This is a genomic window from Desulfatiglans sp., assembly GCA_012513605.1.
In the GTDB taxonomy this organism is placed as follows: Bacteria; Desulfobacterota; DSM-4660; order Desulfatiglandales; family HGW-15; genus JAAZBV01.
This window is the reverse complement of record JAAZBV010000153.1, coordinates 24,623-40,707: the sequence shown is the minus strand read 5'-3', so window position 1 is coordinate 40,707 and position 16,085 is coordinate 24,623. Positions and strand designations below refer to the sequence as shown.

At 44.6% G+C, this 16,085-nt stretch carries 12 protein-coding genes; 8 read left to right on the top strand and 4 right to left on the bottom strand.

From position 1 onward, the window contains the following. Positions 1-9: 9 nt before the first annotated feature. The 3 genes from GX654_20230 to GX654_20220 all read left to right on the top strand — a co-directional run bounded on the left by GX654_20230 (position 10) and on the right by GX654_20220 (position 5,918). A complete protein-coding gene (locus GX654_20230; GenBank protein ID NLD39191.1) occupies positions 10-483 on the top strand; it encodes an NUDIX hydrolase in 474 nt (157 codons plus the stop codon). Continuing rightward, positions 480-3,902, top strand: coding sequence for a hypothetical protein (locus tag GX654_20225; GenBank protein ID NLD39190.1), 3,423 nt, complete (start codon positions 480-482; stop codon positions 3,900-3,902). The genes GX654_20230 and GX654_20225 overlap by 4 nt, the downstream gene beginning before the upstream one ends. Before the next feature lie 180 nt (positions 3,903-4,082). After that, entirely contained in the window at positions 4,083-5,918 is a 1,836-nt protein-coding gene (locus tag GX654_20220; protein NLD39189.1) for an acetyl-CoA carboxylase carboxyl transferase subunit alpha/beta, read from the top strand. On the opposite strand, the gene GX654_20215 is transcribed toward GX654_20220, so the two are convergent. Both GX654_20215 and GX654_20210 read right to left on the bottom strand, forming a co-directional pair. Next, positions 5,915-6,235, bottom strand: coding sequence for a hypothetical protein (locus GX654_20215; protein NLD39188.1), 321 nt, complete (start codon positions 6,233-6,235; stop codon positions 5,915-5,917). The two genes, GX654_20220 and GX654_20215, sit on opposite strands and share 4 nt — an antisense overlap. 25 nt (positions 6,236-6,260) lie before the next feature. Further along, positions 6,261-6,569, bottom strand: coding sequence for a zinc ribbon domain-containing protein (locus tag GX654_20210; protein ID NLD39187.1), 309 nt, complete (start codon positions 6,567-6,569; stop codon positions 6,261-6,263). 174 nt (positions 6,570-6,743) lie between these two features. On the opposite strand from GX654_20210, the gene GX654_20205 reads away from it, so the two are divergent. The 5 genes from GX654_20205 (at position 6,744) to GX654_20185 (ending at position 12,081) form a co-directional block, all read left to right on the top strand. After that, the gene (locus GX654_20205) at positions 6,744-7,790 is read left to right on the top strand and encodes a histone deacetylase (protein NLD39186.1); all 1,047 of its coding nucleotides are present in this window, start codon (positions 6,744-6,746) and stop codon (positions 7,788-7,790) included. A 19-nt stretch (positions 7,791-7,809) separates the two neighbouring features. Next, complete coding sequence (locus GX654_20200) at positions 7,810-8,469, top strand: YggS family pyridoxal phosphate-dependent enzyme (GenBank protein ID NLD39185.1); 660 nt, start codon at positions 7,810-7,812, stop codon at positions 8,467-8,469. After that, positions 8,466-9,188: a tRNA 2-thiocytidine(32) synthetase TtcA gene (locus GX654_20195; GenBank protein NLD39184.1), complete on the top strand. Its 723-nt coding sequence runs from the start codon at positions 8,466-8,468 to the stop codon at positions 9,186-9,188. The genes GX654_20200 and GX654_20195 overlap by 4 nt, the downstream gene beginning before the upstream one ends. A gap of 202 nt (positions 9,189-9,390) precedes the next feature. Beyond that, positions 9,391-11,238 carry a hypothetical protein gene (locus tag GX654_20190; protein ID NLD39183.1) on the top strand — a complete coding sequence of 616 codons (1,848 nt, stop codon included), beginning with the start codon at positions 9,391-9,393 and terminating at the stop codon, positions 11,236-11,238. A 36-nt stretch (positions 11,239-11,274) separates the two neighbouring features. Then, positions 11,275-12,081 carry a 2-hydroxyglutaryl-CoA dehydratase gene (locus GX654_20185; GenBank protein NLD39182.1) on the top strand — a complete coding sequence of 269 codons (807 nt, stop codon included), beginning with the start codon at positions 11,275-11,277 and terminating at the stop codon, positions 12,079-12,081. Positions 12,082-12,096: 15 nt separating this feature from the next. On the opposite strand, the gene GX654_20180 is transcribed toward GX654_20185, so the two are convergent. Beyond that, positions 12,097-13,731 carry a diguanylate cyclase gene (locus GX654_20180; GenBank protein ID NLD39181.1) on the bottom strand — a complete coding sequence of 545 codons (1,635 nt, stop codon included), beginning with the start codon at positions 13,729-13,731 and terminating at the stop codon, positions 12,097-12,099. Positions 13,732-13,740: 9 nt separating this feature from the next. Beyond that, positions 13,741-16,047, bottom strand: coding sequence for a response regulator (locus GX654_20175; GenBank protein ID NLD39180.1), 2,307 nt, complete (start codon positions 16,045-16,047; stop codon positions 13,741-13,743). Between the last annotated feature and the right edge of the window lie 38 nt (positions 16,048-16,085).

The window sequence follows — 16,085 nt, the reverse complement described above, 5'->3', positions numbered from 1 at the left end:
AAACCAGAAATGAAAGATACCTTTATCTGCCCTGAATGCGGAAAGAGCCTGTTCAGGTATAAAAACCCCTTCCCCACTGTGGACATCATCATAAGGGTAAATGGGGGCATAGTCCTGATTGAAAGAAAAAATCCGCCCTATGGCTGGGCCATCCCTGGCGGTTTTGTCGATTATGGAGAGAGCCTTGAAACAGCAGCTGTGCGTGAGGCAAGGGAGGAGACCTCCCTTGATGTAAAGCTTATATCCCAGCTAGGCGCCTATTCTGACCCTGAAAGAGACCCGAGGCACCACACCATATCAGTGGTTTTTATTGCAGAGGCAGAGGGTATGCCGGTAGCAGCTGATGATGCGCTCTCTGCAAGGGTTTTTACAGCTGAGACCCTGCCTGAAACAATGGCCTTTGACCATAGAAGGATATGCATGGATTATTTCGCCTTCATGGGTCATCCTGAAAAACCCTGCATTACAAAGCAATCACAATGACCCCGGGCAGAAATATCCGTAAATATATTATTCTTTTCGGGCTGTTTCTGCTGGTACTCTTTTCCGGCCTTGTTTTTTTAAATCATCTTCTCAAGAGAGCTGATGTCCAGCACTACATTATAAAGGATGTCTGCAACAGGCTGGGCATGGATATTGAGGCAGAAAAGATGGGGTTTGATATCCTTGGCGTTACCGGTGTGAATTTACAGGATGTGAAGATGCAATTCAGGGGCACAGGCCGCAGCATAGAGGCAATGAGCCTGAATTTCCGGTTCAGTAAATTGCGGCTTCTGACAGGTGATTTTATGCCGGTCAGCGTTGATATAAGGCATCCTGTAATCAGGCTTGATGAAACATATCTGATGACTTTTATGAGGAAAAAGGGAAAAGGGAAATTTGATATGGCCGTCATTTTCAAGGGCGGGTTCAAGATACTGGAAATTCATGAGGGTGAACTGAATGTAGAAGGTCCGTCCGGGATAAACGTAAAGAACCTCTCTGTAAGGGTTGAGCAGGCATCAGGGACTTTAAATCACTTCAAAATATCAGGTAAAGGAGAGGCAGGTTACAGGGGTAAAAAGAGCGGCTTCAATTGGGATGGCGCTCTTGTGATTAATACTGACGATATCCGTGAAAGCACCCTGAAAGTAACCCTTAAAACAGAGTCCACACCCCTTGAATGGATACCCTGGCCAAAAAAATATGTAAAAATGAAAAAAGGGATCATGGACAGCACCCTTGATATTTCAGGCGGTATGGCAAAGGGCATCACCATAGAGGGTAGAACAGACACAAGGTCTGTTCTATTCACCCTTGTCAATAAAGAGAGGTCAAAAAATTTTGAGATCACCTCCCTAAACTGCACTGTAAATGCATCAATTAAGGATAAAACTATTGAGGTCAATTCCCTTAAAATAAAAAATAAAGAGCTCAATTTTGATCTTGGTTCGACCATAGACCTGGGAAATATGGAGAATCCCTTTTTCAGGCTCAGGGCAAAAGGCCCCTTTATGCCCATAGAGCTCTTCAGTCGCTACTTCCCATTCCAGATAACTTCGCCCTGGCTAAAGGATAAACTTTTTCCCCTGTTTGAACAGGGGCAGGTGAGAATGGATGAACTTTTGTTAAAGGGTACAGCCGACCAGTTCAGACATATTTCAGATGAAAAAAACAGCTCTGTTATCGGGTTGACACTCACATGTGAATCATTCACCCTGGCCAACATGGGCATACAGATGCCTGTTTCAGGGGTCTCTGCCACTGTTGATATAAGGGATGGAAATCTTGCTGTAAGGGGGCTTTCAGGAGTATTCGGCACCTCAAAGGTAAATAATGCCTCAGTTGAGGTGAAGGGCCTTACTGCCCCCATATTTGTTTTAACAATACCTGTTGAAGGTGATTTTGATATACAGGAGCTCTTAACCCACCGCTATCTTGAGGTTATACCTCAAACCGCCCGAGATAAGATTGATGAATACAGGGATGTTACCGGGAGGCTTTCTGCTAAAACTGTAATTGGTTACAGTGAAGATTGGAAAGGCCCCAGGATAATTACAGGGGATTTTACCTTCACAGAGACCCTTTACATGAAAAGGCCTTTAGACCTCCCGCTAAAATTCAGCCGGATCTCATTTCATTTCCCTTTGGAAAAGGAAGGCACTTTTGAGGGGAGCGGGCTTTTTGGGGATATGCCTTTTGATATTACCGGCTCAACCCTGATAGCGGGGGGCGATCTTCAGTTTACCCGTGCTGAAATAAACGGGCAGGCAGACATGAACAGGTTTGCAAAATCTGGGCTTACACCAGAGAATTTTCCATTTGTTTTCAGAAGAACCTTCCCTGTAAATATCACGGTTACAGAGGATAAAGGGGCATACAGGTACACTGGCGAGGTTGACACCAGAAACCTTGTCATGGAAACAGACATGGTACTTATCAATGCAGTTGGCAGGGGTAACCGCATAGCATTTAACCTTATCCAGCCTGATAAAGGAAGCCTTTTACTTGACATTATAGAGATGAGGATCGGGAAATCTTTTATTAGCCTGTCAGGAGAGTACAGTCTTAACAACAGAAAGTTTAATAGCCTCAGTATCAAGGGGGATGATTTGTCTCTTCAGGATATTGAGATAAGGATAGAAGGCAAGAAAAAAGACTTATCAGGCCTATTGGGCTGCGACCTTGGTCTCTCTTTTCCTGAAAAGGGGGTAAAGGGGATGCAGATTACCGGAAACATCATAGGAGAGGGCCTCTCCTTTGAAAAAGGGCTTTTTCCCCTTTCAATTGACGACCTCTCTTTCCACATGGATCTTGCCGGTGAAAAGGGGTTTATCAACTGGTGGGATATGAAGCTGGGCGGGAACCCGCTGAGCATGAAGGGCGTACTGCACGGGTGGGACAGGATAAGGAGCGAACTCCTGGTCACCTCTGAGTATCTGGATCTTACCGAAATAATTATGGGCAGCGGGGAGGTCGATTATTGGCAGGGCAGGTTTGACACTCCTGATATCCATCTTAAGATGAATGCGTCAGGAGGTGTCTGGCGCAAACTCACATTCAGGGATCTCAGTGCGGAAATCGACTTCTCCGATCATGATATCTCTGTTAAGCAGCTTTCTGCTGACCTTGATAATGGAAAGCTCTCTCTCAATGGTGTAATTGACAGGGCCGAGTCTGGCAATATTGATATAACCGGCAAAGTCATCCTTCTTAACCAGCCCATTGATAAACTCATTTCTGATGCTGGGTTTGATGATATGGGCATTAAAGGGACGCTGGTAATTGATACAACCTTAACTTTAAATGGCCCCAAAAAAAATCCTGTTGCAGGTAACCTATCCGGCAGGATTGATGACCTCACCATCACACAGGGGCTTTTAAAACACTCAATGATCTTTCCAAAGATCCTTGAATCCCTGAATTTTCCTGACAAGTTTATGGAGCGACCTATTGGCATGAAGGATGAAAAGGGTTTTTATTTCCACAGTCTACTGGGGACAGGCCTGATAGATAAAGGGGTACTTAAAACAGAGGAATTTGTCATGAAGAGCCCAGCCTTTAACGCAGTGGGTTCAGGTGAGGAGAACCTTAAACTAAAGACTCACAATATAAGGCTCCTTGTGCAGCCGCTGGGGAACCTGGATTTTATCCTGAGCCATATACCTATTGTAGGCCGGATACTGGTAGATGATAATGAGACATTATTCACAGTGGGCTATGATGTTACCGGCCCCTGGAGCAAGCCTAAGATGGATATTGTCCCGACAGAAAACTTGAAAGGTCTCCTGGGGGTATTCAAAAGGGCGATTCTTACCCCCATAAGGATTCTTGAAAACCTCGGTAATGCGGTAAAAAAGGGGGGGGGGGCAGCCCCGGAAAATATAGAAGATGGGGTGACAAAAGATGCTCCATTTCCTTAACGTGCTGATAAATATGAAGATATAGCCAGTTAATATAGACTTGATCCTGTTTGAAAAGCATGTTAAACCCTCTTTTTCATTCTGACTGTTTTTCAGACAGGGGATGTGGTATAAAGAACAGACTGTTCAGGCAGTGACCTTGTCACTGTTCTCATATTTAAAGTTTGAAAGGATATCTATATGGCAAAGATGGATCTTGTAGATATTTTTAAAAAGCGTACCAGGCATCCGATGCGTCCGAGGAGTTCGGAGTTTATTGAGAGGCTATTTCCAGGCTTTAAAAAGGTAGATACTGGCAATGGCTCTCTTGTTGCCGGCACCTGCTCCTTTATGGATAAGGATCTCTATGTAATAGGGCAGCAGAAACCAAAGATTATTGACCTCAAGAGTCAGGCTGACCTTAACAGGCTCAATTACGGTATGCTCACATCAGGGGATCACTCCATAATCTTGAATATACTTAAAAAGGTAAGGGACTCAGATCTTGAAAAGACATATATCTTCTGCATGGTAGACACCTATGGTGCAGATATTTCCATGGAATCGGCAAGGCATTTTCAGGCCTTTTTTATAGCGCATCTTATCAGGGAATTCATCACCATACCAGTAAGAACCATATCCCTTGTGATTGGTGAAGGGGGGAGCGGCGGCGCCCTTGCAATACAGTATACAGATATAAGGGGCCAGATGGATGATGCCCTTTATGCTACTGCCCCGCCTGAAAGCACGGCCTCCATACTTTTCAGGGATGCTGAAAGGATAAATGATGCGCTTACAATCCTCAAACCCGCTGCAAAGGAGCTAAAAAAGCTTGGAGTAATTGACCGTATTGTCCCTTCGGCACAGGATGTCACAAACGGGCAGGAGATGGCAGGCTATGTAAATGAGTTTCTTACAAAGGCCATTAAAGACCTTTCAAGACAGAAGATAAAAAAGCTCCTGAAAAAAAGGGGAGAGAGGGCAAGGGAATTCGGGCTTCTAAAGGGGAGCGGAACACTGCATGATATAAAGAGGTACATAGAGACCCCCATTAAGCATTTTTTCAGAAAGGTGCCTCCCAATATCAAGATCGTCAACTATTTCAGCAATGTGGAGGTGGGCGATGATTACGGCAGGACTCAGGATATAAACAAAGATCAGGAATTCATAGAGTGCGGAGGGGTCCCTGGCAAGGAAAACCGTACAGAAGGGTGCGGAGAGCTTATTGCCCTCAATGATTTCCAGAAGAATTTCTATGTATGCCCTAAATGCGGATACTCCTATACCCTGGGCGCAGAGGACTGGATAAGGTGCCTTAGTGATGAGGGTACCTTTCATGAGCTCTACCGGAATCTTACAGTGGAGGATCTTCTTGAGAGCGATTCGCTCACAGAGTATTACAGGGATTTTTTAAAGAGGCAGGAGGGGAAGTCAAGATTCAAGGAGTCGCTTGTTACAGGTAACACAAGGATAAACCACTTCCAGGCTGTCATGGCAATAAGTGAATTCTATTACTGCGGCGGTTCAATGGGTGTTGTTTTTGGAGAGAAATTCAGGAGGGCGGTGGATTATGCCATACAGGAGAACCTGCCCTTTATCAGTGTATGCTGTTCAGGAGGGGCAAGACTTTATGAGGGGATATCAGCCCTTATGCAGATGGTAAAAACCATAGAGGCAGTGGAGAGGCTCAAGAAGGCAGCTCTTCCATATATCTCCATACTTGCAGACCCTGCTACTGGGGGGGCAATAGCGAGCTATGCAGCGCTGGGTGATATAACAATCGCTGAACCAGGGGCGCTGGTAATATTTACCGGCCCAAGGGTAATGGAATCAAGGGGTTTTCCTGTGGATGAAAACCTTGTAAGGTCGCAGGCCCTGCACAGGATATCCGGTGATATCTACCATAATCTTAAATTTTATCATGAGATCAGGGGTATTCAGGAGATATGCGAAAGGAAAAAGATGAAGCTGGCCCTTACCAGGTATCTTGAACTCTATAAAAGGACAAACAAACAGAAGTGTAAAAAGTGTATTTAGTCCTGCTGGTGAGCCGACTGGCTAACCTGCTGGCTTTCACCAAAATTGTCTATCAGCTCCCGGATGGCCGGGAGCACATATATCTGGCTCAGGTCAAAGGGGATAAGCGCCCTTACCATGATCTCTACCTTATCATCCAGGGATGCCTTGGAATTTATTATTATAAGGTCTTTATCCTTTACCCTGCAAAATCCTCCCGGGAAAAAAGCACTCTCCCTCAGTATCTTTTCATACCTGACGGTTATGCCAAGGTTTTTTGCAAGCTCCTCCATCTGGCTTAATATCTCTTCATTTTGTGTGTTTTGCTTTTTCTTCATCTATAACCCTGTTTTTTATTCGCCTTTATAATGATTTCCCGCAAAAAGGACAATAGATAAAATCCTTTTTAATGGTCCTGCCACAGTTTTTACAGAGAGGCTGGTTATACCCATAAATATCCCCTGTTTTCTCCCCGTGGGCCTGCAACCCGCATCTTTCACAGAAAAGGAAAGTATCCCCTCTTTTTATCGGAATAATAGGTATAAAAAACAGGGATATATACTGGTCAACCCTTTTATACCTGGCCCTTAAAAGACCGCATGAGGGACAGAGAACAGGAGGGTTATCAACAAAGGTTATTTTGGGCTGAATGCCACCTATAAAAAAAAACATGAAAATATACCTTTTTTATTAAGGTTTTGTGCCGGTTATGATATCAGAACCTATTGCCTATAATCAAGTTAGTGTTTTGCATATGCTTAATTCAGGAGTATACCCCATTGTATGCTCTATTTTAACTCATGGGGGCAGTACCCTATCCAATAATCTTTGATATGGAGGCTTGAAATGAGAAAGACCGGGATAGTTCGTGATAACAGGTATCTGGAACATAACATGGGAGAGGGCCATCCTGAGTGCCCGGAACGCCTTGAGGCGATATACCGGATGCTTGACAGCGAGATGAAGGATATGTTTACCAATGTGCCGGTAAGGGAGGCAACGAGGGATGAGCTCCTGAATGTGCATACGCCCGAATACATTGACAAGATAGCAGCAACCGATGGGCTCTCCACAGTATATCTTGATCCGGACACCCAGACTTCAAAAGGTTCATACAGGGCGGCCCTGCTCGCAGCCGGGGGGCTTTGCGAGGCGGTAAGGATGGTGGACGACGGTGAAACAGACAATGCATTTGCATTTGTCAGGCCGCCAGGGCACCATGCAGAGCGTTCTGCTGCAATGGGATTCTGTCTATTTAATAATATAGCTGTTGCTGCCATGTATGCGAGAAAGGCCCTTAAACTCAACCGGGTGCTTATTGTGGACTGGGATGTGCATCACGGCAACGGCACACAACATTCCTTTGAAAGAGATGACACGATCCTTTATTTTTCTACCCATCAGTATCCATACTATCCGGGCACCGGTTCCTATGGTGAAATAGGCACAGGGAAAGGGGTTGGTTACACGGTGAATGTGCCGCTATCCGCAGGGTTTGGCGACGGTGACTTTGTATCCATCTACAACAGGGTGCTTAAGCCCATAGCCCTGGATTTCAGGCCTGAGCTGATCCTTGTCTCTGCCGGGTTCGATATCCATGTGCATGACCCACTAAGTAATATGAGTGTTACGCCACAGGGGTTTGCCGGCCTTACAAGGGGTCTGATGGATATTGCAGATACCTGCTGTAATGGAAAGATCGTTATTACCCTTGAGGGCGGATATGATATCAGGGGACAGAGGAATTCTGTAAAGTCAGTGCTTGAGGAGCTTGCTGACATCAGTAAGGCCGATACTGAGGCCCTGTTAAAGAGGGCTAATGCTGCAACAGTTGATTCTGCCATTAAGCCTGTCATTGAAGTCCACAGGGATTTCTGGAAGGGGTTACAGTAAGGGGTAGCAGGAGAAAGGGATGGTCAGGGAAGAGGTAAAAAAGATTATTGCAGGGATGCCTCCGGGTGTAACGCTTGTGGGCGCTGCCAAGACAAGAACACCTTACGAGATCATGGAGGCCATTGATGCAGGACTCACCATTGTGGGCGAAAACTATGTTCAGGAGGCAGAGCAGGCTTTTAACATTATAGGCAATAGAGTGAATTGGCACATGATCGGTCACCTCCAGAAGAACAAGGTGAAAAAAGCGGTAACAATTTTTGACATGATAGAGACCATAGACTCCATGAAGCTCTGTGCCCTTGTAGACAGGGCATGTAAAGAGATAGGCAAGATCATGCCGATACTCATAGAGGTAAACAGCGGAGAGGAGGATCAGAAGACAGGCGTAATGCCCGAGGGTGCAATACCTCTGATAAAGGAGATCGCGACCCTCTCAAATATCCGTGTTATGGGGCTGATGACAATGGGGCCGTTCACTGTAGAACCCGAATTACTGAGGCCCTGCTATAAAAAGACAAGAGAGATATTTGAACACATAAAAAATGAAGATATAAAAGGGGTTGAAATGAGATATCTCTCCATGGGCATGTCAGACTCTTATAAAATAGCAATAGAGGAGGGGGCTAACCTTATAAGGATAGGCACCAGGCTTTTCGGGACGCGGGACTACGAATGAGCGGGTATGCCCATAATGAGATTAAGAGGCTCATGGGTAAAGCCATCCATAAATACAATATGACCGAAGAGGGTGATCATATCCTTGTTTCCGTGTCAGGTGGAAAGGACAGCATGTCCCTTCTGTGGCTGATACAGGAAAGGCTTGCAAGGCTCCCAATAAAATATTCCATAACAGCGGTTCATATTGACCCTGGCTTTGGCGGGGATAATGCCAGTAACATACAGGCACATTTTGAGAGACATGGCTTTAACTACAGGGTAATCACAGGGGATTTCGGACCAAGGGCGCACAGCCCTGAGAACCTGGAAAACCCATGCTTTTTCTGCGCAAGGAATAGGCGAAAACACCTGTTTGAGCTCGCTGCAGAACTCGAATGCAACAAGATCGCACTCGGGCACCACAAGGATGACATTATAGAGACCCTCTTTATAAACATGTTCTATGGTGGATCTCTCTCCACCATGCTTCCAATGCAGGAATTATTTAGTGGAAAGATAAAGATTATTAGGCCCCTTTTCATGGTTGATGAGAAGGTAATAAAAAGATATGCAAAGGATATTGAGCTGCCTGTTCTTGAAAACTGCTGCCCCACATCAGGCAGATCAAAACGTGAAGAGATAAAGAATATGCTCAACACCATTTACAAGACCAATAGAAAGATTAAGGGCAACATATTTCATGCCCTTCAGAATGTTAAGAAGGAATACCTGCTTTAAATATTTAAGGTGCAGAAAAATTATCTTATTAATTAACAAAAGATTGCTTCATATTCAGGTGGAGCTGGCTGAACCCTCTACTTTTTCATGTCAGGCCCATTAGTCTCCTTGACAAAGGAAATAACCCCAAATAGTATTGCCGGAAATCAAAAAATGGCTGCATGTCCATATTTCGGAGGTTTTTATGAATACTTTTCAGACAATGCTTTTACTGCCACTTGTTACAATATGTTCCCTTTCCACCCTTGCTGATGATGGGTATAAAAACTTTGATGTATCTGTATATGCAAGGGTCTTTGAGGTGATCAAGATGAAGGACCCTGTGTGGCTTAAAGCCACATTTGAACAGATGGATCAGCACCTGAACATAGACAAGATATACCTTGAAACCCACAGGGATATGACAGTTATTGATGAAGCGGCGCTTGAGCCAATAATCAAATTCTTTAAATCAAAGGGTATCAAAACCGCGGGAGGCATCACCATAACCGTAAGCGAGCCCAATAATTTTGAGACTTACTGCTACACCAATGAAGAGCACCGCAAAAAGCTGAAACAGATTGTTGAAATGAGTGCCCGGCACTTTGATGAGCTTATCCTGGATGACTTTTTTTATACAAGCTGCAAGTGTAAAAAATGCATAGCCGCCAAAGGAGACAAGAGCTGGTCACAGTTCAGGATGGATCTCCTTTCCGAGGCGGCAAAGACATTGGTAGTGGGCCCTGCAAAGGCAGTTAACCCGAAGATAAAGGTGGTTATCAAGTATCCCAACTGGTATGAGCACTTTCAGGGGCTGGGCTTTGACCTTGAGCGGGGGCCAAAGATATTTGACGGGATATATACAGGGACAGAGACCCGTGACAGCGTGATGACAGATCAGCACCTCCAGGAGTACCAGGGTTACCAGATCATAAGGTATTTTGAAAATATCGCCCCTGGTAAAAACGGCGGTGGATGGGTGGATACATACGCTTCCAACACGGCAGACAGGTATGCAGAGCAGTTGTGGCTCACGCTCCTTGCAAAGGCCCCTGAGATGACCATGTTTGATTATATGCAGATGGGGCTTCCAATCACTAAACAGCTTCGCGGCCCATGGCAGGGTACTGGAACCAGTTTCGATTTTGATACAATGATAAAGCCATACCTTGATGGGGATAAATATAAAAAAGATGCAAATATGGCCCTTGTCGCCGTAACAGCCCTGGAGCAGATAGATAATATACTCGGGTATCTTGGAAGGCCGATCGGCCTTAAAAGCTATAAGCCCTATCATTCCACTGGCGAGGATTTTCTCCATAATTTTTTAGGCATGGCAGGCATCCCCATTGATCTTTATCCGGAGTTTCCTTCGGGTGAAAATATAATTCTACTCACAGAATCGGCAAAGTTTGATCCTGATATCGTTAACAAGATTAAAGGTCAGCTAGTTAATGGAAATGATGTTGTGATCACATCAGGTCTGTTACGCGCACTTATGGGTAAGGGCATTGAGGAGATCGTTGAGCTCAGGTATACAGAGAGGAAGGCCATTGTTAAGGATTTCAAGGCAGGGTGGGGTGGCCTGATAAAGGGCGAAAAGGAGATGATCATACCTCAGATACAGTACATGACCAATGATTCATGGGAAGAGGTCTCTGCCCTTGATAACGGCCTTGGATGGCCCATACTTCACAGGGCAGATTATGCGGACGGGAATCTTTACGTGCTCACCATACCTGATAATTTTGCAGATATATATGACATGCCTGATGAGGTGCTTAACAAAATAAGGGATACATTAACAAAAAATCAGTTTGTGCGGTTGCACGGCCCTGCAAGGGTATCCATATTCCTATATGACAACAATACCGCTGTGGCGCATTCATTCAGGGATGCGCCCGTGGACATCAGGCTTGTTGCCCCAAAGGGTAAAAATATTAAGGACATTGAGACTGGAGAGGCTTTGAGGGGAAAGGATATCCAGGGTTTCTGGGGCAGGCCATCAACTGAAAAGACCTTTGAACTGACAGTAAAGCCCCATTCATACAGGGTTTTTAGCGTGGAATAGGATATAAATCCTAAGAGAATTACAGGTAAGGATTATATGGATAAAAGAGACTTATTTGCCGGCATTGATGTGGGGTCAATGACCACCAAATGCGTTATAATAGACAGCGATGGCATCCTTGCCAGCACGGTGATCTATACGGATGCTGACCCCAAAAAGGCGGGCGTTGATGCCCTTGGCTCTGTGCTGGGCATGATAGAGGCTAAAAGAGAAGATGTCTCATACTCAGTAGGGACAGGATATGGAAGGATATCCCTTGATTTTTTTGATCACACGGCAACAGAGATCACCTGTCATGCCACAGGTGTCAGGCATATAAACAGTGAGATTGAGGGTATAATAGATATAGGCGGACAGGACAGCAAGGCAATAAAGCTGAAACCGGATGGCACAATCATGGATTTTATCCTTAATGACAGGTGCGCTGCCGGGACAGGACGTTTTTTAGAGGTAATGGCAAGGGCCCTCAAGCTTGAGATGACGGAGTTCAGCTCCCTCTATGAAAAGTCATTAAACCCCTGCGCTATAAACAGCACATGTATTGTGTTTGCCGAATCAGAGGTGATATCACTGGTTGCACAGGGGAATACAAAGAGAGACATTGCTGCTGGGCTTCATCAGAGCATAGCCAGAAGGGTAGGAAACATGGCGAAAAGGCTTGGCATTGATAAGAATATTGTCTTTGTGGGGGGTGTTGCAAAAAATGAAAGTATGAGAAAGGCCCTTGAGGATTACCTTGGGATCGGGTTTATCTCCCTTTCAACAGACCCCCAGATAACAGGGGCGCTTGGTGCGGCAGTCATAGCAAGAAACAGGTTTAATAAAGAAAGAGGCTCGAATTAAAAAGGCACACACTCTTTATTCCAGAAAGATAACCGACCTGTTTCTGCCCTCCGCCTTTGCCTGGTAAAGGGCACTGTCAGCATGCTCAACAAAAATGCTGCCGGATTTGTCTTCTCCCCTCTGATACTGCGCAATCCCTATGCTCACAGTTGTCTTCAGGTGTGACGATTCATGCTTAAAGTCATATGAAGCCACCCTTTCCCTGAACCTTTCGGTCATGATGCTCGCCTCCTCTATGTTGGTATGGGGGAGCAGAATGATAAATTCCTCTCCGCCATAACGGCAGGCAATATCATTGTCCCGGATACTCTCCTTAAGTAAAATGCCGAGCTTTTTCAGGACAGTGTCTCCTGCTGCATGTCCATAGGTGTCATTTATATTTTTAAAATGGTCGATATCCAGCAGACACAGCACCAGGTCGGTTTTATACCGTTGTGACCTTGATATTTCACGATCCAGCACCTCCATAAAATATCGCCTGTTATAGAGGCCTGTCAGGGCATCACGGACAGACATGTCCACCATCCTGTTATAGGTCTCCTTTACCTGTTTTTTAAGTTTTGATTTTTCAAGGGTATTCATTATAGCCCTTGAGAGTGAATTGCTGTTAAGGCTGTCCTTCGGCAGATAATCATATGCCCCGGCCTGTATGATCTTTGATGCTATCACCTCATTACCCTGACCTGTTATTATTACAACAGGGATTTCAAGCTGTTCATTTTTCATTCTCTCAAGAAGGTCAAAGGCATTCCCATCTGTAAGATAGTAATCAAGCAGTAACAGGTCCGGGCTTTTTTGTTTTATATGTTTGATTGTTTCTTCAATGCTAGTTTTTCTATCAATATGGATTTTTGTATTTTCCTTCAAGATATGGCGAATAGCCTCAAAATCATGGTCTGAATCTTCAATGATGAGGATATTTATCTTCTGATCAATATCAATGATGGATGTGCTGGGTGAATATTGCACCACTTCATCATATCGGATGGTCTGTATCTTCTGAATGATGCCTGATATCCTTGCGGAGGCCTCCTCAAGTTTCAGGGCATACTGCAAGATCCTAGCAGGGTTTTTTTCCCTTTTTATGAGGTCTATATAGCCCTGGAGCCCCATGAGAGGCTGGTTGAGTTCATGCGCAGTGGCACCTGAGAGCTGGAGCAGCACCTTTAATCTTTCTTCCTCTATGACAGACCTCTGCTGATCAAGTATCTTCCTGTTTGCCTCTCTCAGACCGCTGTTTATCCCTTCGAGCCTTTTTTTCTGGTTATAGAGGTCTATGAATATCTTTACCTTCCCCTTTAAAATCTGGGGCTTGAAAGGTTTGAACAGATAATCTACAGCCCCTGCCTCATATCCCCTGAATATGTGTTCCTGATCTTTATTTATTGCAGTGACAAAGATAATGGGTATTTGTCGGGTCTTGGCGCTCCCACGCATCAATTCTGCTGTTTCAAAGCCATCCATTTCAGGCATCTGCACATCAAGAAGAACAAGGGCAAAATCATCCTCTATCATACGGGAGAGCGCCTCGCTTCCTGACCGGGCCTTTACTATATTAATATCAAGCTCCTTCAGAAGGGCTTCCAGTACAGTCAGATTGGTCGGGAGATCATCCACAATCAGTATGTTTGGTTTTTCATGTCCTGTCATTATCGTGTCCTAAATATTATAGAGCCATGCACTCAAAATTGAGAAAAGCCGCTCCTTTTCAAAGGGCTTTGAAAGATAATCACTTGCGCCTGCCTCTATGCATCTGGCGCGATCACCCTTCATTGCCCTTGCAGTGAGCGCTATTACAGGCAGTTCAGCAAAATCGGGCTTCTCCCTGATCTCTTTAACCGCCATAAAGCCATCCTTTTCAGGCATCATCATGTCCATAATTATAAGATCAATTCCGGGGTTCTCTTTGAGTGAATTGAGGGTCTCTATGCCATTTTTTGCAGTGATGACACTCACACCTTTACTCTCCAGTATATTGGTGAGCACAAAAAGATTCCTCATGTCATCATCTGCAATAAGAACCTTTTTACCCTTAAGGATCGCATCCTTGTCATGTATCATCCTGAGCATCTTTTTTCTCTCTTCGGGAAGCTCCGATTCTGCAATGTGGAGAAAGAGGGTTGCCTCATCCAGAAGCCTTGCAGGGGAGTTTACCCCCTTTACAACTATGCTTTCTGTATATTCATCAAGGATAACCCTTTCATGTGCGGAGAGCCTTTTTCCTGTATATACAATGATCGGGGATGAAAAGGGCGATTCATTGTTTTTTATCTCTGAAAGAATCTCAAAGCCGGATATGTCAGGGAGTGTAAGATCAAGGATGACACAGTCAAATTGTTCAAAGGTAATTTTTTGTAATGCCTCTTTTCCTGTTGATACATAGGTAATCCCTATCCCTGTGCCTTCAAACAGCTTTTCTATCAGGTTTCTTGTTACCTCATTATCCTCTATTACAAGAAGCCTTCTTTCTGACTTAACAGCTGTTTTTTCTATGTCTGAAAAGAGTCCTTCAAAGGCTGCAGCATTGGCAGGTTTTGATATATAGCCTGTTGCGCCCATCCTTATGGCTTCACGCCGACTGTCAGAACCAGATACAAAATAGACAGGGATATGCCTTGTCTTAAGGTCATCCTTGAGCCTTGACATCACAGCCAATCCATTTATCCCGGGAAGGGTGATGTCAAGAATAATAGCCCTGATATTATATCTGGCTATGATATCCAGTCCGGTCTCACCATCCTGTGCAATAATGGTTTTAAAACCCTTTGTGATGGCGAAATCCCTGAATGTCTCAGCAAAAGGCAGGTCATCTTCTATCAGTAAAATGGGGATACCACCTTTGGTTATCTCTTTAAAATCATCATGGGCAGGACTGTATTTCATCAAAGGGGTTTCAAGGTGATCTTTATTATCACCAGCAGGTTTGATATCCTCATTTGCACGCGACTTAAATTTTAAAGATTCAGGAAGAAACAGTGAGAAGGTTGAACCTGCGCCCTCAACGCTTTTAACCTGGATTTCCCCTTTTAGAAGCCTGGCCAGCTCCCTTGATATGGAAAGACCAAGACCTGTTCCTCCAAACCTTCGGCCTGTGTCGCCATCACCCTGTTGAAAGGGCTCAAAGATAAGATTAATCTTGTCCTTTGGCACACCTATCCCTGTATCAGATACAGAAAATGAGATGCATTTTTCATGCGTTAGACCGCTCGCAGACAGTTCAATATCCTTCTCCGGTCTGCCGATTTTTAGGATTATCTCACCCTGGGGGGTAAATTTAAATGCATTGGAGAGCAGGTTATTTAATATCTGTTCTATCCTTTGCCTGTCTGACGCCACTATCCCCGGAAGGGTTGCATTCTTTTTCACATTGAACCGCAGGTTTTTTTCTTCAGAGACAGGCCTGAATTTTCTATGGATAGAGGCTATCATCTCATCCAGCGGGATATCCTCGATGTTAAGCTCCATCTTGCCTGATTCTATCTTTGAGAGGTCAAGTATTTGATTGATCAGGTTAAGAAGGTCATGTCCTGAACTGTGTACGCAGCGTGCATATTCTACCTGTTTGCCTGTAAGGTTATTCTCCCTGTTTTCAGAAAGGAGCTGAGACAGAAGTATTATACTGTTTAAAGGGGTGCGCAGCTCATGGGACATGTTTGCAAGAAATTGTGATTTGTAACTGCTTGCAACCTCTATCTTCCTAGCCCTTGCCTCGACTTCCCTGCTGTGCTCATCAGCTTTTTTTAGTCTTAACAGCATGTCATAATAGGTGAAAACCAGTAAGGCCGCTATAAAGGTAGTGATTACAAGTAATATGGATATATAGCCCTTGAATAGATAGTCACCCAGAATCAGGCCGATAGCGACTATGACAACAAACCAGAAGACAGGGGCACTGAATAGCCTCCTGTTCAATAATGTATTGAATTTAAGGGTAATATTTTTTTCCGATAATTGGTTTGCTGCCATGTTGCCTATTTATCCCTCTGCTTTTTCCATATAGCACC